This is a genomic window from Cyanobium sp. NIVA-CYA 375 (genome assembly GCF_056108345.1).
This window is the reverse complement of record NZ_JBSYHW010000018.1, coordinates 1-25,018: the sequence shown is the minus strand read 5'-3', so window position 1 is coordinate 25,018 and position 25,018 is coordinate 1. Positions and strand designations below refer to the sequence as shown.

The following is a 25,018-nucleotide window of genomic DNA, read 5'->3' as shown; positions in this document are numbered from 1 at the left end:
GTGGAGCCTGGCCCGCCGCCGCCCCACTCCCTGGCATCCGCCCCCCCCGCCGAAACCCCAACCGAAACCCCCGCGATTGGCCTGGCGCCGCGCCAGCTTGCCTGGCAGGTGTTGCTGGCGGTGGGCGCAGGCGCCTACGCCGATCTGGCGCTCGAGCGGGAGCTGCAGCGCCATCCCCTTGAGGGCGCCGACCGGGCCCTAGCCACCGAACTTGCCTACGGCGCCATCCGCCAGCGGCGCCTGCTCGATGCCTGGCTCGATGCCCTCGGCAAGGTGCCCGCCGCCCGCCAGCCGCCCAAGTTGCGCTGGCTGCTGCACCTGGGGCTCTACCAGCTGCTGTTCAGCAGCCGGGTGCCGGCTTCTGCGGCGGTGAGCACCACCGTGGAGCTGGCAAAACGGGGCGGACTCGGCCGGCTGGCGCCGGTGGCCAATGGCCTGCTGCGGGCCTGCGGGCGCCGGCGCTCGGAGGCCGGGCCTGAGCCCTGGGATGGTCTGGGCCCCCTGCCCAGCGACCCCGCCGCCAGCTATGGCCTGCGCCATTCCCTGCCCGCCTGGCTCGCGGAGCTGGCCTTGCAGTGGCCTGAACCCGAGGCCTTCGGCCTGGCCTGCAACCAGCCCCCCGCCCTCGACCTGCGCCTCAACTTGCTGCGCACCACGCCTGCTGCTGCCCTGGCGGCCTTCGCTGCCGCCGGGATCGAGGCGGCCCCCCTGCCGGATCTGCCCGGGGGCCTCACACTGCTGGGCAGATCCGGTGAGTTGCGCGCCCTGCCCGGCTACGCCGAGGGCCACTGGTGCGTGCAAGATCGCACTGCCCAAGCGGTGGGTCTGCTGCTCGATCCCCAGCCCGGCGAGCGGATCCTCGATGCCTGCGCTGCCCCTGGTGGCAAGAGCACCCATCTCGCTGAGCTGCTCGCAGATTCGGGTGAGGTGTGGGCCGTGGATCGCTCTGAAGGGCGCCTGCGCCGGGTGGGCGTCAATGCCGCCCGCCTTGGCCTGCAGTGCATCCACACCCTGGCTGCCGATGCCACCGCCCTGGTGGCTGAGAAGCCCGAGTGGCTCGGCTGGTTTGATCGCATCCTGCTGGATGCCCCCTGTTCGGGCCTCGGCACCCTGGCCCGCCACGCCGATGCCCGCTGGCGGATCAGCCCTGAAACGATCGCCGAGTTGGTGCCCCTGCAGCGGGCCCTGCTGGAGTCCCTGCTGCCCCTGCTCAAGCCGGGCGGCCAGCTTGTGTATGCCACCTGCACGGTGCATCCGGCTGAAAACGGCCAGCTGCTCGCTGGCTTCCTTGCCGATCACACCAGCTGGCAGCTGCGGCAGAGCTGGCAGCGCTGGCCCGTAGCAAGCGGCGGCGATGGCTTTTTTGCCGCCCTGCTGCAGGGTTAGGGGGGTGGTGGTGGCGCCACCAGCGGCGGTGGCGGGGCTTCCAAGGGCGGCGGTGGTGTGGGGGGCGCCTGGCTTGGGGCTGCTGCGGGGCTCTGGGCTGCTGCGGGTCTCACAGTGGGAGCTGGCGCGCTTGGTGTTTGAGGTTGGGGTGTGGCAGGGGCGGCCGGTGCGGCCCGTTCCTCGGGCCACTCGTAGACGCTGGGGGTGGGATCAAGGTCTTGGGGCTCGGGAGCTTGCTCGCGCCAGCTTTCGGGGCTGGCCGTCGGTTCAATGCGGCGTTTTACTTGCTTTTTAGCCTGCTTGTAGGTGTCCACTAGTTCCGGCTTGGGCGGAAACTGGCGCACTGGCAGGTCCTTGCTGATCGGCGCCATAAAGGCCCGCCAGGCGTAGGTGGCCACCACGCTGGTGTCCTTGGTGGTGCGGCTGTCGTCGTAGCCCAGCCACACCCCGGTGGTGAGCTGGGGAATCGAGCCGATAAACCACAGGTCGCGGCCCCCCTCTGAGGTGCCCGTCTTGCCCGCCACCGGACGATCCGGCAGGCCCGCGGCCCCGCCCGTGCCTGAGCGCACCGCCCGCTCCAGCATCCACAGCATCAGGGCCGCGATGTCGCTGTTCACCGCCCGGCGCCCTTGATCGCCATCCACCCTGCGGCTCCACAGCAGCTCGCCATCGGGGCCGAGGATTTCCTCAAATGGCGTTGGTTTCACGTAGATGCCGCCGTTGTTGATGGCGGCGTAGGCGGCGGTCATGTCCAGCACGGTTTGCTCGGTGGCGCCAAGGGCCAGGGGGTAGAAGCGCCCCAGCTCCCGGGTGATGCCGAGGCTCTTGGCTGTTGCGATCACCTTGTCGAAACCCAGCTCCTTAAGCAGCCCCACCGCTACCGTGTTCAGCGAGTTCTGCAGCGCCACCACCATCGACACCGAACCGAGGTAACGGTTGCCGAAATTCTTGGGGCAGTAGCCGCCGAAGCAGCGGGCTGCATCGCGGAACAGCCGCTCCGGCAGCATTCCCTGCTGCAGGGCCGTGAGATATACAAACAACTTGAAGGTGGAGCCGGGCGAGCGCAGGGCCTGGGCCGACCGATTGAACTGGCTGTCTTCGAAGTCGGTGCCGCCCACCATCGCCCGCACTAGGCCGGTGCCAGGCTCCATCGCCACTAGGGCGCCCTGCATGCTGCCGCTGGCATAGATGTTTACCGCCGACTGGGCTTTTTCCTGCCAGGCCAAATTGACGCTGCTGCGCACCGTCAAACCACCCACTTCGAGCTGCTCGGGGCTGAGCACTTTGGGCAGTTCCTGCTGCACCCAGCTGCCGAAGTAGGGGGCGCGGCTGTCTAAATATTTGGGCTCGGCTGGTTTGAGCTGCAGCGGTGCGGCCTCAGCCTGCTGCTGCTCGCTGACGCTGATGAAGCCCGCCTCCTCCATGCGGCGCAGCACCACAGAGCGCCGCTCCAGGGCCAGGTCGGGATTCACCAGGGGTGAATAAACCGAGGGGGCGGGTGGCAGCCCTGCGATCAGGGCGGCTTCCGCGAGGGTTAGCTGGTCGGGGGTTTTGCTGAAATACACCCAGGCCGCGTCGGCCACGCCGTAGGCGCTCGAACCGAGATAGACGACGTTGAGGTATTCGGTGAGGATCTGGGGTTTGCTGAGCTGGCGCTCGAGTTTGCCGGCCAGGGCGGCCTCTTTGATCTTGCGAATCAGGGTGCGGTCCTGGCTCAGAAATACGGTGCGGGCCAGCTGCTGGGTGATCGTGCTGGCCCCCTCTTCCACCGAGCCCTTGCGCAGGTTGCGCACCATGGCCCGGCCGATACCCACCGGGTCAATGCCGTCGTGCTGATAGAAGCGCCGGTCTTCCGCGGCGATAAAGGCCTGCTGCACCAAGGGCGGCATCGTTTCAGGCGTCAGCTTCTCGCGAGTTACCGGCCCGATCTTGTGCACCACCTGGCCATCGGCCGAGAGGATGGTGAGGGTGCCTGGGCGGTTGAAGTGGTTGATGCCCCGGGCGTCGGGCAGCAGGCTGTCGAAGCCCGCCACCAGGGCTGCCTGGCCAGCGGCTACGCCAGCGCCAATCAGTGCTGCCAGTAGACCTGCCCTAACCAAATTGGTGCGGCGAGGCCGCTGAACTTTCCCGGTGGTGGAGCGGTTCACCTCAGCTAACGAGGGTGCTGTGGCCTATGGCCAGGGCGGTCACGAGCATGCCGAGCACCAGGAATGGCTGGGCGCTTGCCTGATATTTCACATCGAAGGCGACGGGATCACGCAGCAGCCAGATGTCTTGGAAGGTGATCTGGGGAATGATCAGCAGCACCAACAACACCGCCGCGAAGTGTTGGCCGATGGCGATCAGCACGGCCACCATCGCCAGCTGAAACACATCGATCATGCCGGCGCTGATCCAGCTGGCTTTCTCGATACCGAAGGCCACTGGTAACGATTGCAGGCCCATGGCCCGATCGCCCTCGACGCTCTTGAAATCGTTTACCACGGCGATGCCCAGGCCTGCCAGGGAATAGGCCAGGGTGAGCAGGGCGGTGGTCCAGGTGAGCTGGCCAAAAAGAGCCTGGCCGGCCCACCAGGGCAGGGCGATGTAGCTGGCGCCCAGGGCGTAATTGCCCAGCCAGCCGTTTTGCTTGAGCTTGAGCGGTGGCGCTGAATAGATGAAGCTCACAAAAGAGCCGCCCAGGGCCAGCAGCAGCAGCACCGGGGTGGTGTGAGCGGCCCAGACGTCTAGGCCGTAGGCCACGCCAAGCCCTGCCAGCAGCAGGATCCAGATCTGGGCCTTCACCTGGCCTAAAGGAATCGCTCCGGAGGGAATCGGCCGGTAGGGCTCGTTGATCGCGTCGATCTCGCGGTCGTAATAATCGTTAATCGTTTGGGTGTAGCCGGCCAGCAGGGGCCCGCTCATCAGCATGCAGGCGATTGAGGCCCCCACTTCGCTCAGGGTCCAATGGAAGTTTCCTGAGGCCGCAGCGCCGCAGAGCACTCCCCAGATCAGGGGTATCCAGGTGACCGGCTTCATCAGCTGCAGCCGGATTTTCCAGATGCTGCTGGTGCCGCTGGCACCTTTCATGCCGAGCAGCTGGCGGGCGCCGCCGCCGCTGGCTGCCTCGGGGTTGGGGCTGTTGCTCAACGGCCTAGGCCTCAGGCGAGGGTGAGTTCGTCGTCAAAAAACCAGGCGATTTGACCACCGCTCAGTTCGACAACAACGCCGATGCCTTTGCCATCCACCGTGCGGAAGCCGGTCACGGTGCCGGTGGAATCGGCTTTCAGGGAATCGACCATCTCGTTAGAGATTCGGTCCCTAACCCGGGTGATTCGCACCTTCGAGCCGATGTTGATGGTGGCAGCCTGGGACATGGCCGGCGCGACTGGAAAGTTGCGCAACCTTAACAGTGCCCAACGGAGCTCCTTTCTATGGCTGCCAAGCGGATCATTCCCTGTCTCGACGTGGCCGATGGCCGGGTGGTGAAGGGAGTGAATTTTGTTGGACTGCGCGATGCCGGTGATCCGGTGGAGCTGGCCTGCCGCTACAGCGCTGCTGGGGCCGATGAGCTGGTTTTTCTCGACATCGCCGCCAGCCACCAGGGCCGCGGCACCTTGGTGGAGCTGGTGCGGCGCACCGCAGAAGCAGTCACCATTCCTTTCACCGTGGGAGGCGGTATCAGCAGCGTTGAGGGCATCACTGCCCTGTTGCGTGCCGGTGCCGACAAGGTGAGCCTCAACTCCTCGGCCGTGCGCGATCCCGAGCTGGTGGCCCGCGGCGCCGAGCGCTTTGGCTGTCAATGCATCGTGGTGGCCATTGATGCCCGCGCCAAAGCTGGCGGGGGCTGGGATGTGTTCGTAAAAGGGGGCCGCGAGAACACCGGCCTTGATGCGGTGGCCTGGGCCCGGCAGGTAGTAGGCCTCGGTGCCGGCGAGATCCTGCTCACCTCCATGGATGGTGATGGCACCCAAGCGGGCTACGCCCTGGAGCTCACCCGGGCAGTGGCCGATGCTGTGGAGGTGCCAGTAATCGCCTCCGGTGGTGCCGGCTGCATCGACCACCTGGCTGAAGCCCTCGACCCCGGTCCAGCTGGTGGTCATGCCTCAGCAGCCCTGTTGGCCTCCTTGCTGCACGATGGCATTCTTAGTGTTGAGCAGATCAAAATCGAGCTGCTCGCGCGCGGCTTGCCGATCCGGCCCCTCGCAACGAGTTGTTAAGCCTCGTTACATTGCTTAAAGACCTTCCTAGGCTCTGCCAGCACGTGTTTTCCGCCCTTCCCGTGCTCCCGCCCCCCGCCTCCACCGCTATTGCTATTGGCATGGTGGCGGCTGTCGTCGCTTTGATTGCCTGGGCCCTGCAGTTGATGCAGGCCGCCACTGATCGCCGGGAATTTTCGCTGATGCTGGCTGGCTGCATGGTGTGCTCAGCTGCCGTTGGCCTGGCCACCGTGATGGTGCTCACCTTCACCAGTCCCAGCTTGCTGCCTGCTGTGGACGCGGGCATCAGCCTCGATTCGATCGTGTTGCCCTGGGATGGCGAGTTTTAGGCCCGGAGATCCGCAGGCGGTTCAGGAGCTGTTCGAGCAGATCGCGCCCCGCTACGACCTGCTAAATGACCTGCTCAGCTTCGGTCTGCACCGCCTCTGGAAACGGCAGGCGGTTGCTTGGTTGCGCCCCCAGCCTGGCCAGCATCTTTTAGATCTCTGTTGCGGCACCGGCGATCTAGCCCTGGTGCTGGCTGCTCGGCTACGACCTGGTGGTTCTGTGCTTGGCCTCGATGCGGCCTCTGCTCCCCTGGCAGTGGCGGCCCGGCGGGCAGCCGCCCAGCCCTGGCTAGCGGTGAGCTGGCAACAGGGTGATGCCCTGGCTACAGGCTTGGCAAGCGCTAGTTGCGATGGTGCCGTGATCGCCTACGGCCTGCGCAATCTCGCTGATCCAGGGGCAGGCCTGCTGGAGTTGCGGCGACTGTTGCGCGATGGCGGCCGCGCCGCAGTGCTTGATTTCAACCGCCCTTCTGGGGCGGCAGCGAGCTTCCAAAGCTTTTATCTACGTCGGTTGGTGGTACCCACCGCTGAGCATTTCGGCACTCCCGAGCACTACGCCTACCTGGAGGAGAGCTTGCAGCGCTTCCCCACCGGCCTGGAGCAGCAGCAGCTGGCGCGGCGGGCTGGTTTCAGCGAAGTGCGGCATCGGCCCCTAGCAGGCGGCCTGATGGGCCTGCTGGAGCTGGTGGCCTGACGGGCTGCCGCCACCGACAATGGAGCCACGATCCAGCCCCCTCCACCAGACCAGGAAACAAGAGTGCATTTCCAGGACATCATTGCGACCCTGAATCGCTTCTGGGCCGACCAGGGCTGCCTGCTCCTGCAGCCCTACGACACCGAGAAGGGCGCCGGCACGATGAGCCCCCACACGGTGCTGCGGGCGATCGGGCCCGAGCCCTGGGCCGTGGCCTATCCCGAGCCCTGCCGCCGCCCCACCGACGGCCGCTACGGCGACAACCCCAACCGGGCCCAGCACTATTTCCAATATCAGGCGCTGATCAAGCCCAGCCCCGATGGCATCCAGGAGACCTACCTCGCCTCGCTCGAGCTGCTGGGCATCCGCGCCCGCGAGCACGACATCCGCTTTGTTGAAGACAACTGGGAGTCGCCGACTTTGGGTGCCTGGGGTGTGGGTTGGGAGGTGTGGCTCGATGGCATGGAGGTCACCCAGTTCACCTATTTCCAGCAGTGCGGCGGCCTCGATTGCCGGCCGGTGTCGATCGAGATCACCTACGGCTTGGAGCGCCTGGCCATGTATCTCCAGGATGTGGAGAGCATCTGGGACCTGAGCTGGGACGGCAACCGCACCTACGGCGACATCTGGCTGCCCTTTGAGAAGGGCCACTGCGCCTACAACTTCGAAGCTTCCAACCCCGAGCGGCTCAAGCAGCTGTTTGCCATCTATGAGGCGGAGGCGGCCGACCTGGTGGCCAAGCAGCTACCAGCTCCAGCCCTGGATTTCGTGCTCAAGTGCAGCCACACCTTCAACCTGCTGGAGGCCCGCGGCGTGATCTCGGTCACGGAGCGCACCGCCACGATTGGCCGCATCCGCACCCTGGCCCGTCAGGTGGCGGAGGCCTGGCTGGCCGAACGGGAAGCCCTCGGTTTTCCGCTGCTGGCTGAGGCCAAACGCCCCGTGGCGGCGTGAAGCGCCTGCTGCAGCGCAGCTTGCTGGTGGTGGTGCTGGCCGGCGGCAGCTTCCAGTTGGGGCGCCTGAGTGAGCGGGCCGTGTGGCCCTGCCGGCTGCGACCGGTCGCCAAGCTGGTGGCACCCCTATTGGGCCAGGAGATGCCGAGCCGGGAGCTCTGTGAGCTGCTGCTGCAGCTTCCCCGCTTTTAGCCCCCAGCCCGCGTGGGAACCCTGGCTGGGTTCGTGTCGGAGTGGCCTGTGGCCTGTTGTGGGGGTGGGGCAGGCACTGCCGGCGCAGCCAGGCTGCGCCTGAAGCCACTTTTGTGGGGCCTGCTTTTGGCCCTGCTGCTGTTGCGGGTGGGCTGGCTGGCCTTGACGCCGCTCCAGCCGGCGGAGGGTGATCCAGTGCTTCAACTCCAGGCAGCAGCTGGCCCGCTGGAGCTGACGCTCCGGGGCACCCTGCTCAGTGATCCGCTGCCCAGCGGTGATGGCTGCCGGGCCCTGCTGCAGCTGCCCGTGGGCCGCACCGAACTGCGCTTCAAGCAATGCCCGGAGCTGCAGCAGGGCTGGCGCCTGCAGGTGCAGGGCCGCCTGCGGCGCCCCCAGGTGTCGCCCCATCCGCTGCTGGCTGCACCGGCAGAGCGACTGGCGCGCCAGGGAAGCTTCAGCCAGCTGCAGGTGCAGGATTTTGAGGTGCTGCAGCGTGCGGCAATGCCGGTGGCAGACCTGCGCCGCCGCATGGCCCAGGCGCTGGTGCAGCATGCCGGCCCAAACAACGGCAGCGTGCTGGCTGCCCTGGTGCTCGGGAGCGCCGTGGTGCCCGTGCCGGCGGAGCTGCGCGAGGCCTTTCGGGCAGCGGGGCTATCCCATGCCCTGGCGGCTTCGGGCTTCCACCTTTCGGTACTGCTGGGCGTGGTGCTGCCCCTGGGCGCGCGCTTGCCGCGGCTGGGGCGGCTCACCCTGGCGGCGGCGGCGATGGGCCTGTTTGTGCTGTTGGCAGGCCCCCAGCCCTCGGTGCTCAGGGCGGTGCTGATGGGGGCCCTGGCCCTGGCGGTGGTGGAGTGCGGCTACCGCGGCAGGCCCCTGGGCATCCTGGCCGCCAGTGCCCTGGTGCTGCTGCTGGCGCGGCCCGACTGGCTGCTCGATGTGGGCTTCCAGCTCAGCGTTGTGGCAACTGCTGCCCTGGTGGTGTCGGCCCGGCCGCTGGAGCTGGGCCTGCGCCGCTGGCTGCCGGGTTGGTTGGCCGTGGCCACGGCGGTGCCGCTGGCGGCTTCGCTGTACACCCTGCCGCTGCAGCTGCTGCACTTCGGCGTGGTGCCCCTCTATGCGGTGCCCGCCAATTTGGTGGTGGCGCCCCTGCTCACACCCCTCACCCTGGGAGCGATGGCCCTGGCTTGCCTGGCGGTGTTGCTGCCGCCGCTGCTACCGCTGGCCACCGCGCCGGTGGCCTGGCTCTCCAATGTGTTGGTGGCGGTGGTCAAGCTATTCGCGGCGTTGCCCATGGCCCAGTGGCAACTGGGGCGCCCCGCCCCGGGCCTGGTGCTGGTGTTTGCTGTGGCGCTGCTGGCTCTGGCCTGGCCGGCCTTGGCGCGGCGCTGGCGCCTGCTGGGTGGTGCCCTGTTTGCGCTGGTGGTGGCGGTGCAGTTCGGCTTGCTAAGTGCCGACCAGTTGTTGCTGGTGCACCAAGGGCGGCTGGATCTGCTGGTGGCGCGGCACCAGGGCCGGGCGGTGCTGGTGAGCAGTTCTGGTGATGGCTTCAGTTGCAGCCAGGCCAGCCAGCTGGCCCGGGGCCTGGGGGTGCAGCGCTACGACTGGGCCCTACTGCTAGATCCGCTGGCGCCCGAGCAGCCGCACTGCTGGCAGGGGCAGGCGGGTCTGGTGCTGGCCAGCGCCGATGGCAGCTTGCCGTTTCAGCCTGGTCAAAGGCTGGCTAGCCCTGGGCTGAGTGCGGCACCGGTGGCGATCGAGAGCCGGGCGATGCAGCTGCAGTTGGGCCGTTGGCGCTGGTTGCTGTTGCCCGACCGCCAAGCGCTCTGGGCCTGGCAGCAGCAGGACGTGCAGCGCGGCCGGCTTGATGGTGTCTGGCTGGGTTTTGCGCCCTCCGCCCGCGAGCGCCGCCAACTCCAGCTGCTTGGTGCCAAGTGGCTGTGGCTCAGTGGTGCCACCCCACCGGGCTGGCCAACCTCCTGGGCGGCCAGCGGCCCCAGTGGATACCTGCAGGCCACCCTGGGCTGACCGCTCCTTAAAGTGCCCATGGCCCAACGGGCTTTGGAGAGGTGGCTGAGTGGTCGAAAGCGAACGACTCGAAATCGTTTGAAGGGAAACCTTCCGTGGGTTCGAATCCCACCCTCTCCGTTTTGACAGGATCCGAGGGGATTCGCGGAAATCCCAAAATCCTTGCAGTGCAGACGATCTGCGCTTTTGGGTAGTCCGGGTAGATCCGCTTAGAGCCCGCTACAGCCGCTGCGGACGACGGTATTTTTGACGGTATAGCCAGCCGGGATCGGGTCTATACCGTCACCTTGCTTGCTGAACCGCCGACATCCACTCCCGCGCCAGCGTTCCGGCGCTGTCCGCCATGCTCAGTGACAAGGCGATCCAGGCCCTACGGCCCGACCCGGACAGGCCGGGCACCAAGCACCACGACCGGGATGGCCTCTACCTCTGGGTGGCGCGCTCCGGCTCCAAGACCTGGCGCAAGGACTACCGCTGGCAGGGAGCACGCCGCACCTTCACCATTGGCGCCTACCCGGCTATGCGGCTCGCCGATGCCCGCAAGCAGGCCCTGGAGCTGAACACCTGGATCAAAACCGGGATCGATCCACGCACCCAGGCCCCAGGCCAGCAGCGCAAGCAGGTGCAGAACAGCCGCCGTCCGTTTGCCCAGATCGCTCAGGCCTGGTTTGAGCACCACAGCGCCAGCTGGAGCCCCCGCTATTGCAGAGATATGCGAGAGAAACTTGATCACTTCGTGATACCGGCACTGGGTCAACTGGATATCGATGCGATCACCCGCAGCGACATCGAAACCCGTCTGCTTGCGCCCATCCTCGCCAGGGGTGCCCATGAACAGGCCCGCCGCTGCAACGACGTCACCCGTCGCGTGATCGAGCACGCGGTTGACCTCGAACTTCGACAGGACAACCCCGCCGTCAAAGCCCGCAAGGTCATCGCCGCCACGCGCGTCACCCACTACCACCGCATCAGCTGGGTGGAGCTGCCCGAGCTGCTGGAGGCCATCGAACGGTTCGAGCAACAGCGGCTGGCCGAGCGCAGCAGCCTCATCGCTTTGCGCCTGATGATGCTCACCCTGGTGCGGCCCAGTGAACTCCGGGAAGCCCGTTGGAGCGAAGTGGATACCGAGGGTCGTCAGTGGATCATTCCCGCTGAACGCATGAAGACCCGCGTTCGTCACATCGTGCCGCTCTCCTCGCAGGCGCGGTTGTTATTTGAGCTGCAGCGGCCGATCAGTGGCCACACCGATCTGGTCTTTCACACCCCCAATCACCGCGGCAATGGAGAACTGCGGGTGATGAGCAATGGCTGCCTCTCGATGCTGCTGCGGCGCATGGGCTTCCAGGGGCGGCAGACACCCCATGGCTTCAGGGGCTTCGGGCAGACCAACTGCATCGAGCAGCTCAAGATCCCCAGGGTGGTGACTGAAAAGCAGCTGGCCCATGCCGATGGCAACAGCGTCAGCCGGGCCTACGACTGGGCCGAATATCTCGAGGAGCGCTCCGACATGCTGCAGCGCTGGGCCGATCTGCTCGATCAGGTGGCCGTCGCTGCTGGTCTGGCGCCGGTCTCAGAGCTGAGCGCAGAGATGGCTGCTCAACCATCAGCGCTGCAGGCAGCTTGACGCTTCGAGGTGATCCAGGCCTCCAGCTCCTGCTGGGACCAGGCCACCGCCCGTGGGCCAATCACGATCTGCCTGGGGAACTCGCCTGTGGCGATCAGGCTGTAGATCGTGGTGCGTGAGAGGCCGACCCGGTGGATCACCTCCGGAAGCCGCACAAGTCGATCGGTTGCGGATGTCATGGCTGATGGTCTGGGTCTCAGGTGCTTGTGTTGGATTGGTTTGGTGCCTTTCAGTTGGTCTGGTGCAGCAACGCCACCACGGCCGGATCCCAGAGGATCTGCTGGCGGCGCTCTCCCCAACTGCAGAGCGGCAGGGCGACGCCCCAGTCGCGACCGGCTTCTGTGAGCTGCCAGTCGTCGTCCTCGTTGCGCTGCTGCAATCCGGCGGCAGCGAGTCGCTGGTTGGTGTGGCGAAGCGTGCCATCCAGTCGGTCAGCTACCTGATCAGCCGTGAGCCAGGCCACCGCTGCGCGCTGCGAGACGCGTTGCTTCACGTCAGCGGCGGCGGGACTGCTGTGGGCCTGGATCTCCTCCAGGACGCTGAGCAGGGCATCGGCATGGGACACACCGGTGAGTTGGATGATCTCGTCGGCTCCGCGCAGCACCTCGGCTGCGGTCTGCCTGCGGATCGCGTCGATGCTGCGTTGCGGCAGCTCCCTGTTGCCCTCTTGGCGGCGCTGCAGGGCGGGCAGCAGCTCGTGGGTGAGCCAGCGCCGCATCCGCGGTGCGCTGGGGTTGTCGCTGTTCAGCAGCCTGCGCAGCAGCGTGGCCTCATTGATCAGCGCCAGGGTGAAACCACCGGCGCCGGGACCCTCCTCTGAATGGAGGCAGTGCTCCTCATCGCGTCGGTTCGCCATGGCCCAGACCATCGGGCTCTCCGCCAGCGCAGCGCAGGCATCGGCGACGACGATCCAGGCCTCGCCCTGTTGATCGGTGCTCACCCGGATGCGGTGCCCCTCGAACAGGTAGGGCACCAGAGCGGACGTGTTGCTCATGGCTGGGAAGACGAGGGGACAGGGGCGTCATGCCGCGACGCGAACTCTGCGGGGGTGAATCCCCCAGGGGTCTCGGCCAGTGGTGCCGGCACCGGACCCGCCAGGAGCAGCAGAACCGTGCTCAGCTGCAGGGCCAGCACCAGCCACAGCAGCCACTGCAGCTGCCGCAGGCTGCACAGCCGGACGGTGGTGGTGATAGGCCGGCGCGTGCGGCAGAAGGCCGGCAACTGCGGTTGCGCCATCGACCGCGGCGTGCGGCCGGGGTGTTGGGGGTGGGCCATCAGAACGGCACCTCCTCATCAGCGAACTCATCGCCGTAGTCCTCCCCATCCGCCAGCGGAATCGCCCGCTGCTGGCGGGCAGCGGCTTCATCGGAGCGGTAGGCCTGCTCCGCCGCCTCGATCCAGGCCGGGTCCGTGCCTTCGCGGATGCTCAGCGGCCCGTAGAAGCCGATCGTGACGTTGCGCGGCACCGCATCGGCCGCCGCCTGGTCTTCGATTTTGGGGCCCTTGGGGTTGCCGTCCTGGTCGTACTGCTGGGCCCAACGGGTCTCCAGCACCAGCACATCCCCGACCGTCAGCCGGCCGCGGCGGTGCTGACGGCGCGCCTCGATCCACTCGCCGAAACCCTTGGCCTTGAGGATCAGCCGCACCCGATCCCCCGGGGCCGGCACCCCGCCCTCATCACCGATGCGGGCCTCCATCGTCGTGCCGGGCATGGCGATGGCATGGATGACCATCTCCTGCTTCACCTTGGGCCTGCCCTGGCGGTCGGTGCCGTTGGGGATCGATTCCATCGCGCCGCTGCTGAGGTTCTTGCGCAAGCGGTCGCGCTGCTCCGGGCGCACGATCGCCAGATAGGCCACCTCACCGAGGCGCTGTTGACGGATCACCGGCGCCGCAATGCGGCTGCCGTCGTTGAGTTCAATCGCCATGGGATTTGCTGTTCAGGGTGGAAGAGAAAGAGGTCAGGGGAAGAAGGGGCTCCAGGCCGGCACCCAGCCGCAGCAGGTGATGGGCGGCGCCCGAGAGACTCAGCTGGTGATCGGCCGCCAGCTGCCGTACATGTCGGTAGACATCGCTATGCACGCAGACGCACAGGGTGTGCCGGCCATGTCGCACCCGAGGCTGGGGTCTTGCGTAGGGGCGACGGATAGCCGGTGTGGAAAGCAGCGGCCGGGTCATCCTTTCTTCTCCGCCAACTCGCGCTCGAACACGTCGATGAAGTCCTTGTGGCGTCGCTGGGTGATGCGGTCCTTGATCGTCCGCACCTCCCGGGGCACCTGGAAGTGGTGGCGGAACTCGATCGTGAAGCGCTTGCGCGCCTCCTGAGGCATCGCCCCGAGGAACTTGTGCAGGGTCGCGATCTCCTCGTCCGACAGGGGCTCCAGGCCGGAGTCGCTCGCTTCCGTCCCATCCGGAGCGCCGGTGTCCCACTCGTCCTCTGAGGCCTCAGGGTCGTCAGCAGCGGGGGCGGCGGCTGCAGCGGATCCCGCAGCGCCGACGCTTGAAGCGCTCGTGCCCGGGGCACCTGGCACCGACGGCCGCGTCTGCGGTCTTGATTGATCTGGCTCGATAGTCCGAGGAGGATTGCCCACGGGAATGCCCAGCAGGCCCGCCAACAGGGAGGCGGTCAGCGCATACCAGGCCGCACTGCCCTCCTGGGGCGCCTGGGCCTCGCTGAACTCCTCGGCGCCGCCGCGGTGCCGCAGGGTCACCCGCAGCACTTCATGCTCCTCGTTGATCAGCTTCTGGGCGCTGAACGAGAAGCCCAGGGCAAAGGCCGGCGCCGCCGCCTGAACGACCTCCTGCATGGAGGAGTCGGCGATGGCAGCCATCTGGGACTGGAACTGGGCCAGGCCCTCGGCCCACTGGGCGCGGGCCTGCTCGCGGCTCTGCAACAGGGCCTGGTTGAGATCAAAGGCGGCGGTGGGACCTGGCGTCGGCTCCATCCGCCCGCAAGGGGTGGTGGTCATCGAAGGCACTGCGGGACCGGTGCCCGCTTGCCTCGGATATTAGCGGCTCGCTAATCCGAATCTGTATCTTGCGCAACGCAAGACATGGCCCATTCCGAACCTGCTCCGGGCCTGTTCGTGCATGCCTCAGCTGGCGCCCGACTTGGTGGACCATTCCTCCAGCCAGCGCTGCGGCAGCCACGCCTCCCCGTCCCACATGCCGTGTAGCTGCTCGGCGGAATACGGCTCAAAACCGGCCAGCATCGCCTGAAAGGCCTGTCGCTGCTTGGCTGGCGCCACCTTGGCAGCGGAACTCAGGGCCTCCATCACGCCGATGCCGTGCTGCTTGGCGGTCTGCACCAACTGGCCGCGCCACTGCTCGCTCAGTCTTGCCGCTTCTGCGGCATCGACCTCGGGCTGGGCCGGCACGACAGGCGCCTGGTAGGCGCTCGGGACCGGCAACAGCCCCAGGTGGCAGCTCCAGAACTCCGCCGGCCCCCACACCCGCTCCGCGTCATCCATCAAGGGTTTGGCCTGGCTGATCAGATCCTTCAGGGCCCTGGTGCGAACGCCGCTGAAGTCTTTGGCGGCCAGCCGGCGGTTGACCTCGGCGAGGGCAAAGAAGCTCTCCGGCCTGGGCTTGGGCGCCTTTCCGTTCTCGAACACGCTCAAGGTGCTGGGCGCCATCACCTCAAAGCCGGCCTCCTTGGCCCACTTGTAGGCCGTGTACTGGGTCCAGTTGTTCAGCTCCCGCCAGCGCCTCAGCATCCGGCCGAACTCCTGACCGGCTTCGAGCTGCTTGGCCTCGATGTACCGGTACTCAGAGCTCATCAGGACTGCGATCTGGCCATTAGCGAAAGGCTAAGGCATCCCAATCATGAGCATGAACCGGTGACGTGCCTGTTTCAGAGCGGTGTGGGCGCTGGCGACCCTGTCTTGGACGGTTGCCCTGGCCTGCCCCGACTAGCACTGGTGACGGGGCGATGGACGGAGCACCGTCCTCTTCGCCGGGCGTAACGCAACGGTTTGACATTGCCCATCGGCACCACCCAACCGCCTGTGACCACCGGCGCTGGCCAGCAGATGGCCTCGCGCAGCAGCTGCTCCAGCTGCTGGCGTTGCTCCGGCTCCAGCAACGCCACGGGCTCGACGATGCGGCTGTCCGGGCCAAGGGTCCAGTCGTCGCGTTGGCAGCCGTAGACCCAATCACGGCCGCCTGGCGCCTGCGCCCAGAGCAACGCCCCAAGCTGGTCGCGCTCGATCGCGATCTCCAGCTGCCAGCCGCTGGCCAGATCCAGCCGCATCCGGCCCCACCAGATCTCACTCCAGGGCCTGTCCGCCAGGAAGGCCTCTCCCGCCAGCAGCGCCCGCAAGGCCTGCTGGATCTCGGCGGCGCAACAGCGGCTCAGGGGGTGCAGAGCGGGTGACGCAAGCCATTGCCACGGCACCAGAGCGCCCACTCCCCGAGGGCGATCGGCTTGCCGCAACAGCGGCAATGGCCGGGATGGCGGACGCGGATGCGGCGAAAGCCATGGGGGTCGGCTGTGGGCTGCCTGTGGGGCACTCCTGCCGTGGGAAACCCGGGCGCGGACGCTGCAGAGGGAGGGTGCCCGCTGACCTGCAGGCCGTGCTCACGGATCAGCCGGCAGGCCAGATAGGCGCTGGTGCGAGCCTCCTCCAGATGGGGTGAGGCGCTCATCGCCACCAGCTTGCGGACCTTCTCCGCTGCCCGATCCACCGCTGCGCTGTCGACCATGCCCTATTCGCCAGCCGGATCAGCTTAGCGAGCCTGTGCCAGCATGAATAAGCTGATTCGACATGCCGAGGTTTCCATGCCCTCGATGATGACCCCGCTCTCCGTGCAGTTCACGCTCGAGCAGCGGGACTGGCTGGATGCGCGCACCCGCGGCGGTGTGCTCTCGCGTTCCTCGGTGATCCGCCTGATCGTGGCCGAGGCCATGGAACGCGACGAGCTGGCCAGCAGCCCCCGTAAGCGTCAGGGACAACATGGCCAGCGCTGAAGCGGCCACCAGTCCCACTGAGGCCTGCATCGACCGCGCTGCCGCCCAGCAGTTCCTCTCCCTGCTGGGCAAGGACCCTGCCAGCGCCCGGCTGCGTGCCTTCCCCCACCGCGCCAACCCCGCCAAGGCGGTGATCGGTGCCCGAAAAGGGCCCTTCGAGCTGGCGGTGGCGGAGCAGTGGCAGCGGGAAGGTCGGGGCATCTACCTGGTGATCAACGACGGCGGCGACCGCAAGAGCGAGATCACGGCCTGCCGGGCGTTTTTTGTGGAGTGGGACGACCGGCCGATCGCCTGGCAGCTGAACGCCTGGCGGGAGCTGGGGCTGCCGGAGCCCTCGCTGATCGTGCTCAGCGGCGGCAAGTCGGCCCACTGCTACTGGCTGCTGGAGCAGCCCATCCCGCCAAAGGAGTGGGCGCCGCTGCAGGCCGAGCTGATCGCCTATGCCGGCGGCGATCCCCACTGCAAGGACGCCTCACGGGTGATGCGGCTGCCGGGCTGCTGGTACGTGGATGCCGGCGGGCAGCCCACCGCCCTGGTGGAGCTGGTGCACGTGAGCGCTCAGCGCTACTCGCCGGAGGACATCGCCCTGGCGCTGCTGCCCGATGAGTTCGCCGAACCCGCTGCAGGCACCACGCCGCAACAGGAGATTCCCCTGGAGCAGCCCTACGAGGTTCCAGGCACTGGGATTCCACTGCCCGAGCTGGGAGACGAGGACTTCGGACAGCCGCGGCCGCTGGAGCAGATCCGCAGCGCTCTGGCCGCCATCCCCCGCCGTGTGGCCGGCAGCAACACCTACGCCGACTACCGCAACCTCCTCTGGGGGTTGATCCAGGCCTGCGAGCAGGCCGGCCACGACCGCGAGCTGGCGATCGCCCTGATGGAGGCCCACAGCCCCTCGGCCAGCTGCGGCTGGGACATCCGCCAGGTGGCCAGCTCCGGCGGTGAGCAGATCAGCGCCGCCACCTTCTGGTTCCACGCCCGTCAGCACGGCTGGTTGCCGCCGGAGCCGCCTCACACCCCCAGGCCTCCTGGGGCTCAGGCCACAGGCAGCCGCCGAAACCAAGGCGATACCGGCGGGCGCCATCCCGGTGGCAAGGGCAGCGACCGCACCAGCAGCAGCAATGCCAGGGGCACCAAGGGAGCTGGCTCTGGCTCAGGCCCGCAGCGTTTCTCCCCCAGACCCGACACCCGGGTGCGCTGGGGAAAGGTGCAGCTGCCGATCAACCGACGCCTCAACGCCTTGGAGCACTGCATCCGATCCCTGGTGGGGCGCGAGCGCAACAGCCTGCGCCGCTCGGCCCGCGTGCGCGAGGCCCATGCAGCCCTGCAACTGAAAACGGCCCTGCGGCTGCAGGAGATCGGCCAGCTGATCCTCGAGGCCCACGACCTGCGCAACGGCAACCGCTTTCGTGGCCTCGATCAGGCTGAGCGCCTGGCGATGCCGCAACCCGTTGTGGCGTGGGAGATCCCTGGCTGCATCCCCCGCCGCGACCTCTCGATCGTGGGCGGCCGGGCCAAGGTGGGCAAGACGCGGCTGGTGCATGCCCTGGCCCGCTGCCTGCTCTGCGCCGAGGACTTTCTGGGCTTCGGGGCGCCGGAGGAACCGCGGCCGGTGATCCTGGTGACCGATGACCAGGGCGACGGCGATACCGCTCAGATGCTGCAGCAGCTGGGGATCTGGGATCACCCGTTGCTGCTCTGGTCGCGCCGCTTTCGCGCCACCGAGGCCAACCTCGATGCCTTGTTGGCCTGTCTGGCCGCCCACCCTGGAGCGGTGGTGATCATCGACTCGCTGCGCTCGATCACCCGCAGCTGCTGTTTCGGGGAGAACGATCCGGAGATGGGGTCGCTGATCTACGACCTCAAGCACCAGATCACCGATGCCGGCGGCACGCTGCTGCTGATCCACCACTGCAACAAGGCCAACGACACCACCGGCACCGAGGCCCTCTCGGGCCACAACGCCATTGCCGGGGCGGCCAACACGATCCTCACCCTCCACTACCTGGCCAAGGGCAACCGGCTGATCAAGGATTCACCCCAGCGCCGCCTGGTGCGCGAGGCCCGCTCCGGCCCACCGGCGGATCTGGTGGTGGCGATCGACGGCAACAGCGGGACCTTCGCGCGGCTGGGCACCTACGACGACCTGCAGGAGCAGCAGGAGCAGGAGAGCGATCTCGATCGCGCCGCTCAGCGGGTGCGCAAGGCCAGCGAGAAGCAGAAGGAGGCTCTGCGATATCTCCAGGCCCTGCACACCAACAGCCTGGCCGGGGTAGGCCTGCTGGAGCTGCTGCAGGCCATTGACCTGGCGCCAGCGGAAGCACGGCTGATGAGAGATCTCGAGGCTGAGGCCCTGAGCGCCTACAAGACCCTCGGTCGGTTTCTCGGGAAGCTCGATGGCCTGGTGACAACCACCCGCGTCTCCACCGGCAGCCAGAGCTACTACCTGCGCTATGGCCTCAGCGCAGCCGGTGCGGAATGGCTGGCGCGTGAGTTCGAACTCTAGTGATGGAAACTTCGGATTCTTGTGGAGCCCTTCCAGGGCAGGCGTTCCGGCGCTTCATGGCAGCTGGAAACAACCTGGAAACCTGTGATTCTTTGGGGTCCTGCCTGCCCCGCAGTGGCGCTGTTGCCCTGTTTCTCCAGCGCACAAGAGGGCTGGAAACTTCGGAAACTTCGAAACCCACTCCAGCGCAGACGTTCTCACGCCTCGCGGCGGGTGGAAACGATCTGGAAACTTGTGAAACCGTTGCGCCGCAAGCGTTCCACAAGAATCACAAAGTTTCACTCGTCCTGGACCCTCTCAGATCCCCTGCGCTGCAACGGGTTCTAAAGAATCACAAGTTTTTAGTGCTTCACGTGAGGCTCTGTTGATGGTGCAGCACATGCCAACCAGCCCACTCACCATCGCTGCCGGACCCTGGCTCAGACCGATTCCAGGCCTACGGCGCACGGATCCAGAGCACTGCTACTGGCTGGGGGAGCATCTGTTCGCGGTGTCGGTCACCGGCGTGGTCGGCTCAACCAAGAGCGACTGGGCGATGGCCCGCATCGAGGCCACCCGCCACGTCTGGGAGCCGCGGGGCCACACCGTGCACCTGGCGCTGGAGGCGCTGCTGCACAGCCGCTTCCATCCCCTGCCCCAGCAACGCCAGCAGGCCAGCCAGCAGCTGCAGCACCTGCGGTCTGGCTACTACCGCGATTGGATCGAGCCGCTGCTGGCCCACCCCCACTGGCAGCAGGTGACGGTGATCGCCTCCGAGCGGCCCACCTGCTGCCTGATCCGCAACCTGGCCGGCACCTACGACACCGGCTACATCCAGCACGCCGGCGGCCTGCGGGTGCTCGCCGACCTCAAGACCCTCTCGCGGCCCGGCTCGGGCAGCTACTGCACCCGCGCCCAGCTGGGCGGCTACATAGCGCTGGAGGCGACCTGGGGTGTGCACTACGACGCCGGCCAGACGATCTGGGCCCGGCCTGGGGAGAGCCGCCTTTCGCCGCTGTATTCCCGCGAGGAATGCCTGGCGGCCTGGGCAGCGGCGTGGGCGGGCTACGTGAGCAGGTTCCGGCCCTGGTGATCCACTGTTCGATCCGATGTATTCGGACTATCGAGCCGCTATGGTTTGTTGCAGGTCGCTTGCTCGCGCCTCGTTTCTCCTTCGCTGGCTCTGCTGATGGCTACCACCACCGCCAGCTCTGCTCCTCCGGCCGACGCCGTTCTGGATGCGCTGCTCGATCGCATCACGGTCCTCAAGCTGCAGCAAAAAAGCATCGAAGCCGAGCTCTCCCCCCTGCTGGAGCAGCTCAGCGGTGCCCTGGAGGCCGGCGAGCTGGATGCCTCCTTCTCCCACAACGGCTGCAGCTTCTGCTGGTCGGTCGGGCGCACCAGCTACGCCTACCCCGAGCCGCTGCAACAGCAGGAGCAGGCCCTCAAGGAGGCCCAGCGGCTGGCAGTCGCCACCGGCGCGGCCACGGAGAAGCACGGCAAGGCGTTCTGGACGATCAAGCCGGGCCGGAGCTGAACGATGGCCAATCCCCAGAAGCGCAAGGGGGATGCGGCCGAGCGGGAAGCGGCCCAGCTGCTGAGCGATCTGTTGGGCCTGGTGGTGCGCCGCAAGCTCGGCGCCGGCCGTACCACCACTGCCGGCGGTGACACCGGCGACCTCGATGGCGTGCCGGCCCATGTGATCCAGGTGGCCAGCTGGGCCAACACCGCTGCCGCGGCCCGCCTCAAGCCAGAGGAGGCCGCCCTGCAGGCCGAGCACGCCGCTGTTCCGTTCGCAGCGACCCTGGTGCGTTTTCGCGGCGGCACCTGGCGGGTGGTGCTCACCCCCGAGCAGTGGGCCACCTACGTGCGGCTGATCCTGCGGGAGGACCTGCTGTGAGCCGCCGTGCCCCAGCCGAGACAGCTGGCAGCGGCGAACCCCAGGCTCCGGATGCGGATCAGGCGTTGCTGGAGGAGCTGCGTGCGGCCCCACCCCAGCAGGACGTCGATGGGCAGCCCGTCTGGCCGGCGGCTGATCCCAGCCGTCCGGTGGGCAAGGGCAACCCACCGCGGGGGCGCCGCAGCCAAAGCCACAAACCGCGCGCCACCCACATGGAGGTGGAGACCCGCATCGCCGAGGCGCAGTTGTGGATCGCCCAGCGGCTGCCACTGGCTCAGATCAGGGAAAAAGCAGCCCAGAACTGGGGAATCACCAACATCAAAACGATCAGCCGCTACCTGGCCCTGGCGCGGCAGCGGATGGTGGAGGAGCTGATCACCGACCGCCGCAGGCATCAGGCCGAGCAGATCTTTGCCCTCAATGACTGCGCCAGGCGTGCGATGGACGCCGAGCAGTTCAACGCGGCTGTGGGCGCCTTCCGGGTGATTGCTGAGATCGGCGGGCTTCTGCGGGCACCGATCAAGCCGCCGGAGCCCAGGGCGTGAGTGCAAGCACCCCCGCCACCGCGACGCCAGCCGTGGGGCTTCAGGCTGCCACCCCCACCGAAGGTGGGTTGCTGCTGCCGGAGCTTGACCCCTGGGGCGATGGCGGCCTGCTGCTCCTCCCCACGTCCGCCAAGGTCGAGCCTTCGGAACCCCAAACCCTGCGCAGTTTCATCGCTGAGGCCTACCCCCGCTACGGCTTCCACCGCTGGGCCGAGGTGTTGATCGAACTGCTCCAGCAGGTGGCCGATGGCCAGCTGAGCCGGCTGATCGTCACCTGTCCGCCGCGGCTGGGGAAGAGCCTCCTGGTCTCCAAGCTGTTCCCGGCTTACTTCCTGCAGCGCTACCCGCATCTCTTCGCGGCGATTGCCTCGTACTCGGCCGAGCTGGCCTACGCCCACTCCCGAGAAGCCCGCCACTTTTACCGGGTGACCGGCCACCTGCTGGCCCGCGACTCGGCGGCGGTGGGCAACTGGCTGACGCGGCAGCGGGGCGGCTGCATTGCTGCCGGCGTCGATGGCCCGTTTACCGGCAAGGGCTACAGCCTGGGGATCATCGACGACCCCTACAAGGGCCCTGGCGATGCCGCCAGCCCGGCGCTGCGGCAGAAGCTGATCGACTGGCTGCGCTCGGTGTGGCTCACCCGCGCCGAACCTGCGTCGGTGCTGGGCCCGGACGGCAGGGAGCAGCCAAACCTCTCGGCCCAGGTGGTGGTGCTCACGCGCTGGGACCACCAGGATGTGATCGGCTGGCTGCTGGAGCAGGAGCTGGGGGAGGCGCCGCAGCACTGGACCGTGCTGGACCTGCCGGCCATCGCTGAGGAGCCAACCGAGCGGGCCAAGCTGCCGCCCACCTGCACCCTGATCCCCGACTGGCGGCCGGCGGGAGAGGCGCTGTGTCCTGAGCGGTTCCCCCTGCCGGAACTGCTCAAGATCCGCGCTCGCCTGGGGGCCTACTGGTGGGCGGCGCTGTACCAGCAGCGGCCGAGCCCGGCGAGCGGCTCGATCTTCCTGCGGCAGTGGATTCGGCCGCCCCTCCCCCGTGAGGAGGGCAGCCAGCGCCAGTACGCGCTGCTGGCGCTCTCCTGTGACCTCAGCTTCAAGGGGGAGGCGGAGAGCGACTACTGCGGCTTCTGCCTGGCCGGCTTGCTGGCACCACCGGTCCGGAATGCCATCCCCCGAACGGGTGAACCGCAGGGGCAAATGACCACGGCGGCACTGGAGATCGAGGTGCTCTGGGCCGCTCGGCACCGCTTTGGCCTGCCGGAGGTGATCCGTTTCCTGCTGGGCTGTCTGGAGGCGCTGGAGCAGCAGGGGCTGCGCCCCAATGCCGTGCTGATCGAGGACGCCGCCAACGGGCCGGCGGTGCTGCAGTCCCTGCGGCGGCGGGTGCCGGGGATGCTGCCGATCACTGCGAGAGGCAGCAAGGAAACCCGCGCCCATGCCGTCGCCCCCCTGGTGGAGGCCGGGCAGATCCGCTTTCACCACCGTGCTCAGCCGCTGGTGGAGGAAGCCATACGCTTCCCCAAGGGCAGCAAAGACCTGGTGGATGCCTTCTGCCACGGTGCCCTGTGGCTGGAGGGTCGCTACTGGAAGGCCCAGGGCATCCAGCCGGTGGTGACGCCGCTGCTGGTAAGTCGGTGAGCGAGCCAATGGTGTCCGCGGTGCGGGAAAATCCCAGACCATCGCTTGTGGCGAGCCCAGGGGCTGCTGTGCTGGCGCCGGCCGTGGTGCAGCTGGTGCTGCCGATCACGGTGGTGCTCATCGGCGATGCCACCGGGGTGGAGCGAATGCTGCGGCAACGGCGCTACCGCAGGCCGGCCTGCCACGCCCGAGCGCAGCAGCTGGAGATCAACCTCCAGGAACCGGAGCGTCACCACCCCAGAGCCCAGGGTCAGCGGCCACGGCGCTGCAGACCCCGTCGCCAGCGCCCGATGCGGCCCCATGCCGCGGCCGATGCCCTGGCTCTGGAGCACATGGATCTGGCGGAGAAGATCGCTGGCAACTTCGCGCGGCGCACCATCCATCCCAAGGAGGATCTGCTGCAGCTGGCGATGATCGGGCTGATCAAGGCGGCGCGGCGCTACGACCCGTCACGTGGCCTATTCCGGCCTTACGGGCGCACCTATGCCAATGGGGAGATCACGCACTTTCTGCGTGACAACGGGTTCCTGCTGAAGGTGCCGCCGACGTGGCGGGAGCTTCATGCGCGTGGGCAGCGATTGCTTACGTCGGGAGTAGGAGTTGCAGAGATGTTGGAGCGATTAGGGATCAGCCGCGAGCAGTGGATTCAGATTGTTGATGCCTGCTCAGTACGTGTAGTTGCTTTTGTTGTTGATTGAACGGCAATGTTGAACGGTCACCAGCCAACACGGCTTCCATTTTGGACGGACCGTGGGGGGCGGGGGAGCTTCAGTCCAACATTTTTACTCGAACGCTACTCTACGATTTCAATGGTCCCAACGCTCTTATCATCGCCAAGTCGTCGCTTGATGAGATACTCGTAGATCTCGGTCCATTTCTTGATGTCGGTGATCGTTACACAACCAGCCGAGACTCTTCCTGGATGTAGAAACCTGTCACCGCTGTGACCAACACGAAACCACGTTGTGGCAAAAACTGAGTCAACTTGGTACTGCGCCCCGATTTTGTGAACTTCATCCGGTATCTCAAGGTCAAATGTTCCAAGTGGTGTCGGGTTATCCGGATCCGTTTTCGCAGCAACAGGTCCTGTCCCGCCGAACCAGAATTCCCCTTTCTTTCGGTCAAACTTCAATGTCGCCTTGGGCTCTGCGGGGTCACCATCGAGCAGATAAGACCCATCACCTGTCTTTCGTTTGACGCTCGCTTCTTTGCCATTGCGTATTCCTTCAACCACACTGAAGAAGTCACGTCCATTCTCCGTCTTCTTGAAATCAACTCGCAGGAATTGAGGAATGGCTGGCACCGTTGTTCCATCAGCCCACTTGACGATAAGCCATCCTTCGCCGTCTGCGTTTGAAACATGCTTGATCATCATATCATTCTCTTTCAGGACGAACAGTAATTGGGCAGACCGCAGAAACTGCGAGAGTTGAGATCCTAGACTTATCTCAGCGCATCCATGGCAAGGCTCGCCGGGCAGCGTGACTTCCTTCATTGATTGTTACGTGGTCCACAGAAGATCCCGCCTTTTTCAGAGCAGGTCGGCGGGGCTTCGTACCCCTGAGGGCCCTCGGTTCAGCAAATGGATATAGATCATGGTGGTTTTTATATCGCTGTGATCGAGCAGTTCCTAGGGCCTCCTGAGACAGACAAGAGGTGTGTCCAATAGATATCCCGCAACGCATTCCCCGAATGGCAATTACGACATAACCTATTGACTTACAGATCTCAGACACAGGAGACATAAGAACAGGCAAAAAGTCACTCCAGACTGTAAGATTCTCGATTCGCTGGTTGGTGTTTCCGCAAGCTGTTAAGTGCTCAGGCTCGACTCAGGTCTTTCAAGGGCAAGAGGCAGCGTCGGATACGCAGAAACGGCCTGTCTGACAGATTTGTATCGGGTTCTTCGGTATCGGCTTCATTGAATAGGGCGACATCCAGGCGTAGCTTCCCCTTCCAGCCACCTTCTTCTGCCTTGGGCACTGATTTGGCGTCCAACCAGCTCCGTACAAGCGTTGCGGTCTCATTCGCGCAGGTCGCTGGGTCGGCCCGCAGATTCGCCAGCTTGCCCATCTCCGCG

General features: G+C 66.6%; 30 protein-coding genes and 1 tRNA gene. 17 read left to right on the top strand and 14 right to left on the bottom strand.

Features of this window, described 5'->3' with window-relative positions:
• Complete coding sequence (locus AC01FP_RS06770; RefSeq protein ID WP_474479075.1) at positions 1-1,386, top strand: 16S rRNA (cytosine(967)-C(5))-methyltransferase; 1,386 nt, start codon at positions 1-3, stop codon at positions 1,384-1,386.
• Here the strand turns inward: AC01FP_RS06770 and AC01FP_RS06765 are convergent.
• Genes AC01FP_RS06765 through petP form a run of 3 tightly spaced genes read right to left on the bottom strand, consistent with a single transcriptional unit; the run spans position 1,383 to position 4,742 of the window.
• Positions 1,383-3,533: a transglycosylase domain-containing protein gene (locus AC01FP_RS06765; protein ID WP_474479073.1), complete on the bottom strand. Its 2,151-nt coding sequence runs from the start codon at positions 3,531-3,533 to the stop codon at positions 1,383-1,385. The genes AC01FP_RS06770 and AC01FP_RS06765 overlap by 4 nt on opposite strands.
• A 1-nt stretch (position 3,534) precedes the next feature.
• Entirely contained in the window at positions 3,535-4,515 is a 981-nt protein-coding gene (gene chlG, locus AC01FP_RS06760) for a chlorophyll synthase ChlG (protein WP_474479072.1), read from the bottom strand.
• A gap of 11 nt (positions 4,516-4,526) precedes the next feature.
• Positions 4,527-4,742: a cytochrome b6f subunit PetP gene (gene petP / locus AC01FP_RS06755; protein WP_474479071.1), complete on the bottom strand. Its 216-nt coding sequence runs from the start codon at positions 4,740-4,742 to the stop codon at positions 4,527-4,529.
• Positions 4,743-4,799: 57 nt separating this feature from the next.
• Between petP and hisF the strand changes: the two genes are divergently transcribed.
• From hisF to AC01FP_RS06715, 8 genes are all read left to right on the top strand, one after another.
• Positions 4,800-5,585 (top strand): imidazole glycerol phosphate synthase subunit HisF, encoded by a 786-nt coding sequence (gene hisF, locus AC01FP_RS06750; RefSeq protein ID WP_474479069.1) that lies wholly within the window; start codon positions 4,800-4,802, stop codon positions 5,583-5,585.
• Between the two features lie 62 nt (positions 5,586-5,647).
• Positions 5,648-5,914 (top strand): hypothetical protein, encoded by a 267-nt coding sequence (locus AC01FP_RS06745; RefSeq protein WP_474479068.1) that lies wholly within the window; start codon positions 5,648-5,650, stop codon positions 5,912-5,914.
• On the top strand, positions 5,901-6,605 hold the full coding sequence (ubiE, locus tag AC01FP_RS06740; protein ID WP_474479067.1) for a bifunctional demethylmenaquinone methyltransferase/2-methoxy-6-polyprenyl-1,4-benzoquinol methylase UbiE: 705 nt from the start codon (positions 5,901-5,903) through the stop codon (positions 6,603-6,605). Before AC01FP_RS06745 ends, ubiE begins: the two co-directional genes overlap by 14 nt.
• Positions 6,606-6,668: 63 nt before the next feature.
• Positions 6,669-7,559, top strand: a complete 891-nt coding sequence (gene glyQ / locus AC01FP_RS06735; RefSeq protein WP_474479065.1) for a glycine--tRNA ligase subunit alpha — start codon at positions 6,669-6,671, stop codon at positions 7,557-7,559.
• Positions 7,556-7,750: a hypothetical protein gene (locus AC01FP_RS06730; protein WP_474479062.1), complete on the top strand. Its 195-nt coding sequence runs from the start codon at positions 7,556-7,558 to the stop codon at positions 7,748-7,750. Before glyQ ends, AC01FP_RS06730 begins: the two co-directional genes overlap by 4 nt.
• A gap of 12 nt (positions 7,751-7,762) precedes the next feature.
• The gene (locus tag AC01FP_RS06725; RefSeq protein WP_474479061.1) at positions 7,763-9,775 is read left to right on the top strand and encodes a ComEC/Rec2 family competence protein; all 2,013 of its coding nucleotides are present in this window, start codon (positions 7,763-7,765) and stop codon (positions 9,773-9,775) included.
• 35 nt (positions 9,776-9,810) lie between these two features.
• Positions 9,811-9,895, top strand: a tRNA-Ser gene (locus AC01FP_RS06720).
• 223 nt (positions 9,896-10,118) lie between these two features.
• The gene (locus AC01FP_RS06715) at positions 10,119-11,399 is read left to right on the top strand and encodes a tyrosine-type recombinase/integrase (protein ID WP_094591468.1); all 1,281 of its coding nucleotides are present in this window, start codon (positions 10,119-10,121) and stop codon (positions 11,397-11,399) included.
• On the opposite strand, the gene AC01FP_RS06710 is transcribed toward AC01FP_RS06715, so the two are convergent.
• From AC01FP_RS06710 to AC01FP_RS06670, 9 genes are all read right to left on the bottom strand, one after another.
• Positions 11,372-11,578, bottom strand: coding sequence for a helix-turn-helix transcriptional regulator (locus AC01FP_RS06710; RefSeq protein WP_094591469.1), 207 nt, complete (start codon positions 11,576-11,578; stop codon positions 11,372-11,374). The two genes, AC01FP_RS06715 and AC01FP_RS06710, sit on opposite strands and share 28 nt — an antisense overlap.
• A gap of 50 nt (positions 11,579-11,628) precedes the next feature.
• Positions 11,629-12,393: a BRO-N domain-containing protein gene (locus AC01FP_RS06705; RefSeq protein WP_474479059.1), complete on the bottom strand. Its 765-nt coding sequence runs from the start codon at positions 12,391-12,393 to the stop codon at positions 11,629-11,631.
• Entirely contained in the window at positions 12,390-12,674 is a 285-nt protein-coding gene (locus AC01FP_RS06700; protein WP_474479057.1) for a hypothetical protein, read from the bottom strand. Before AC01FP_RS06700 ends, AC01FP_RS06705 begins: the two co-directional genes overlap by 4 nt.
• Positions 12,674-13,327, bottom strand: a complete 654-nt coding sequence (locus AC01FP_RS06695) for a hypothetical protein (RefSeq protein WP_255019182.1) — start codon at positions 13,325-13,327, stop codon at positions 12,674-12,676. Before AC01FP_RS06695 ends, AC01FP_RS06700 begins: the two co-directional genes overlap by 1 nt.
• Positions 13,317-13,577 (bottom strand): hypothetical protein, encoded by a 261-nt coding sequence (locus tag AC01FP_RS06690; protein ID WP_474479056.1) that lies wholly within the window; start codon positions 13,575-13,577, stop codon positions 13,317-13,319. The genes AC01FP_RS06695 and AC01FP_RS06690 overlap by 11 nt, the downstream gene beginning before the upstream one ends.
• The gene (locus AC01FP_RS06685; RefSeq protein ID WP_474479055.1) at positions 13,574-14,368 is read right to left on the bottom strand and encodes a hypothetical protein; all 795 of its coding nucleotides are present in this window, start codon (positions 14,366-14,368) and stop codon (positions 13,574-13,576) included. The genes AC01FP_RS06690 and AC01FP_RS06685 overlap by 4 nt, the downstream gene beginning before the upstream one ends.
• 126 nt (positions 14,369-14,494) lie before the next feature.
• A complete protein-coding gene (locus tag AC01FP_RS06680) occupies positions 14,495-15,178 on the bottom strand; it encodes a helix-turn-helix domain-containing protein (protein ID WP_474479054.1) in 684 nt (227 codons plus the stop codon).
• 74 nt (positions 15,179-15,252) lie between these two features.
• Complete coding sequence (locus AC01FP_RS06675; RefSeq protein ID WP_474479053.1) at positions 15,253-15,795, bottom strand: DUF7693 family protein; 543 nt, start codon at positions 15,793-15,795, stop codon at positions 15,253-15,255.
• Positions 15,753-16,103 (bottom strand): DUF2786 domain-containing protein, encoded by a 351-nt coding sequence (locus AC01FP_RS06670; RefSeq protein WP_474479052.1) that lies wholly within the window; start codon positions 16,101-16,103, stop codon positions 15,753-15,755. The genes AC01FP_RS06675 and AC01FP_RS06670 overlap by 43 nt, the downstream gene beginning before the upstream one ends.
• Before the next feature lie 43 nt (positions 16,104-16,146).
• On the opposite strand from AC01FP_RS06670, the gene AC01FP_RS06665 reads away from it, so the two are divergent.
• From AC01FP_RS06665 to AC01FP_RS06630, 8 genes are all read left to right on the top strand, one after another.
• Complete coding sequence (locus AC01FP_RS06665; protein WP_094591477.1) at positions 16,147-16,368, top strand: hypothetical protein; 222 nt, start codon at positions 16,147-16,149, stop codon at positions 16,366-16,368.
• On the top strand, positions 16,355-18,874 hold the full coding sequence (locus AC01FP_RS06660; RefSeq protein WP_474479051.1) for an AAA family ATPase: 2,520 nt from the start codon (positions 16,355-16,357) through the stop codon (positions 18,872-18,874). The genes AC01FP_RS06665 and AC01FP_RS06660 overlap by 14 nt, the downstream gene beginning before the upstream one ends.
• Before the next feature lie 379 nt (positions 18,875-19,253).
• Positions 19,254-19,946 (top strand): hypothetical protein, encoded by a 693-nt coding sequence (locus AC01FP_RS06655; RefSeq protein WP_474479050.1) that lies wholly within the window; start codon positions 19,254-19,256, stop codon positions 19,944-19,946.
• A gap of 96 nt (positions 19,947-20,042) precedes the next feature.
• Positions 20,043-20,390 carry a hypothetical protein gene (locus AC01FP_RS06650; RefSeq protein WP_474479049.1) on the top strand — a complete coding sequence of 116 codons (348 nt, stop codon included), beginning with the start codon at positions 20,043-20,045 and terminating at the stop codon, positions 20,388-20,390.
• Between the two features lie 3 nt (positions 20,391-20,393).
• Entirely contained in the window at positions 20,394-20,753 is a 360-nt protein-coding gene (locus tag AC01FP_RS06645; protein ID WP_474479048.1) for a hypothetical protein, read from the top strand.
• Positions 20,750-21,298, top strand: coding sequence for a hypothetical protein (locus tag AC01FP_RS06640; RefSeq protein WP_474479047.1), 549 nt, complete (start codon positions 20,750-20,752; stop codon positions 21,296-21,298). The genes AC01FP_RS06645 and AC01FP_RS06640 overlap by 4 nt, the downstream gene beginning before the upstream one ends.
• Entirely contained in the window at positions 21,295-22,938 is a 1,644-nt protein-coding gene (locus tag AC01FP_RS06635) for a phage terminase large subunit family protein (RefSeq protein ID WP_474479045.1), read from the top strand. The genes AC01FP_RS06640 and AC01FP_RS06635 overlap by 4 nt, the downstream gene beginning before the upstream one ends.
• 8 nt (positions 22,939-22,946) lie before the next feature.
• Entirely contained in the window at positions 22,947-23,636 is a 690-nt protein-coding gene (locus tag AC01FP_RS06630; RefSeq protein WP_474479044.1) for a sigma-70 family RNA polymerase sigma factor, read from the top strand.
• Between the two features lie 95 nt (positions 23,637-23,731).
• On the opposite strand, the gene AC01FP_RS06625 is transcribed toward AC01FP_RS06630, so the two are convergent.
• Together AC01FP_RS06625 and AC01FP_RS06620 are read right to left on the bottom strand one after the other, a co-directional pair.
• Positions 23,732-24,433, bottom strand: coding sequence for a hypothetical protein (locus AC01FP_RS06625; RefSeq protein WP_474479043.1), 702 nt, complete (start codon positions 24,431-24,433; stop codon positions 23,732-23,734).
• Between the two features lie 326 nt (positions 24,434-24,759).
• A partial coding sequence (locus AC01FP_RS06620) for a hypothetical protein (RefSeq protein WP_474479042.1) occupies positions 24,760-25,018 on the bottom strand: 259 nt, incomplete at its 5' end.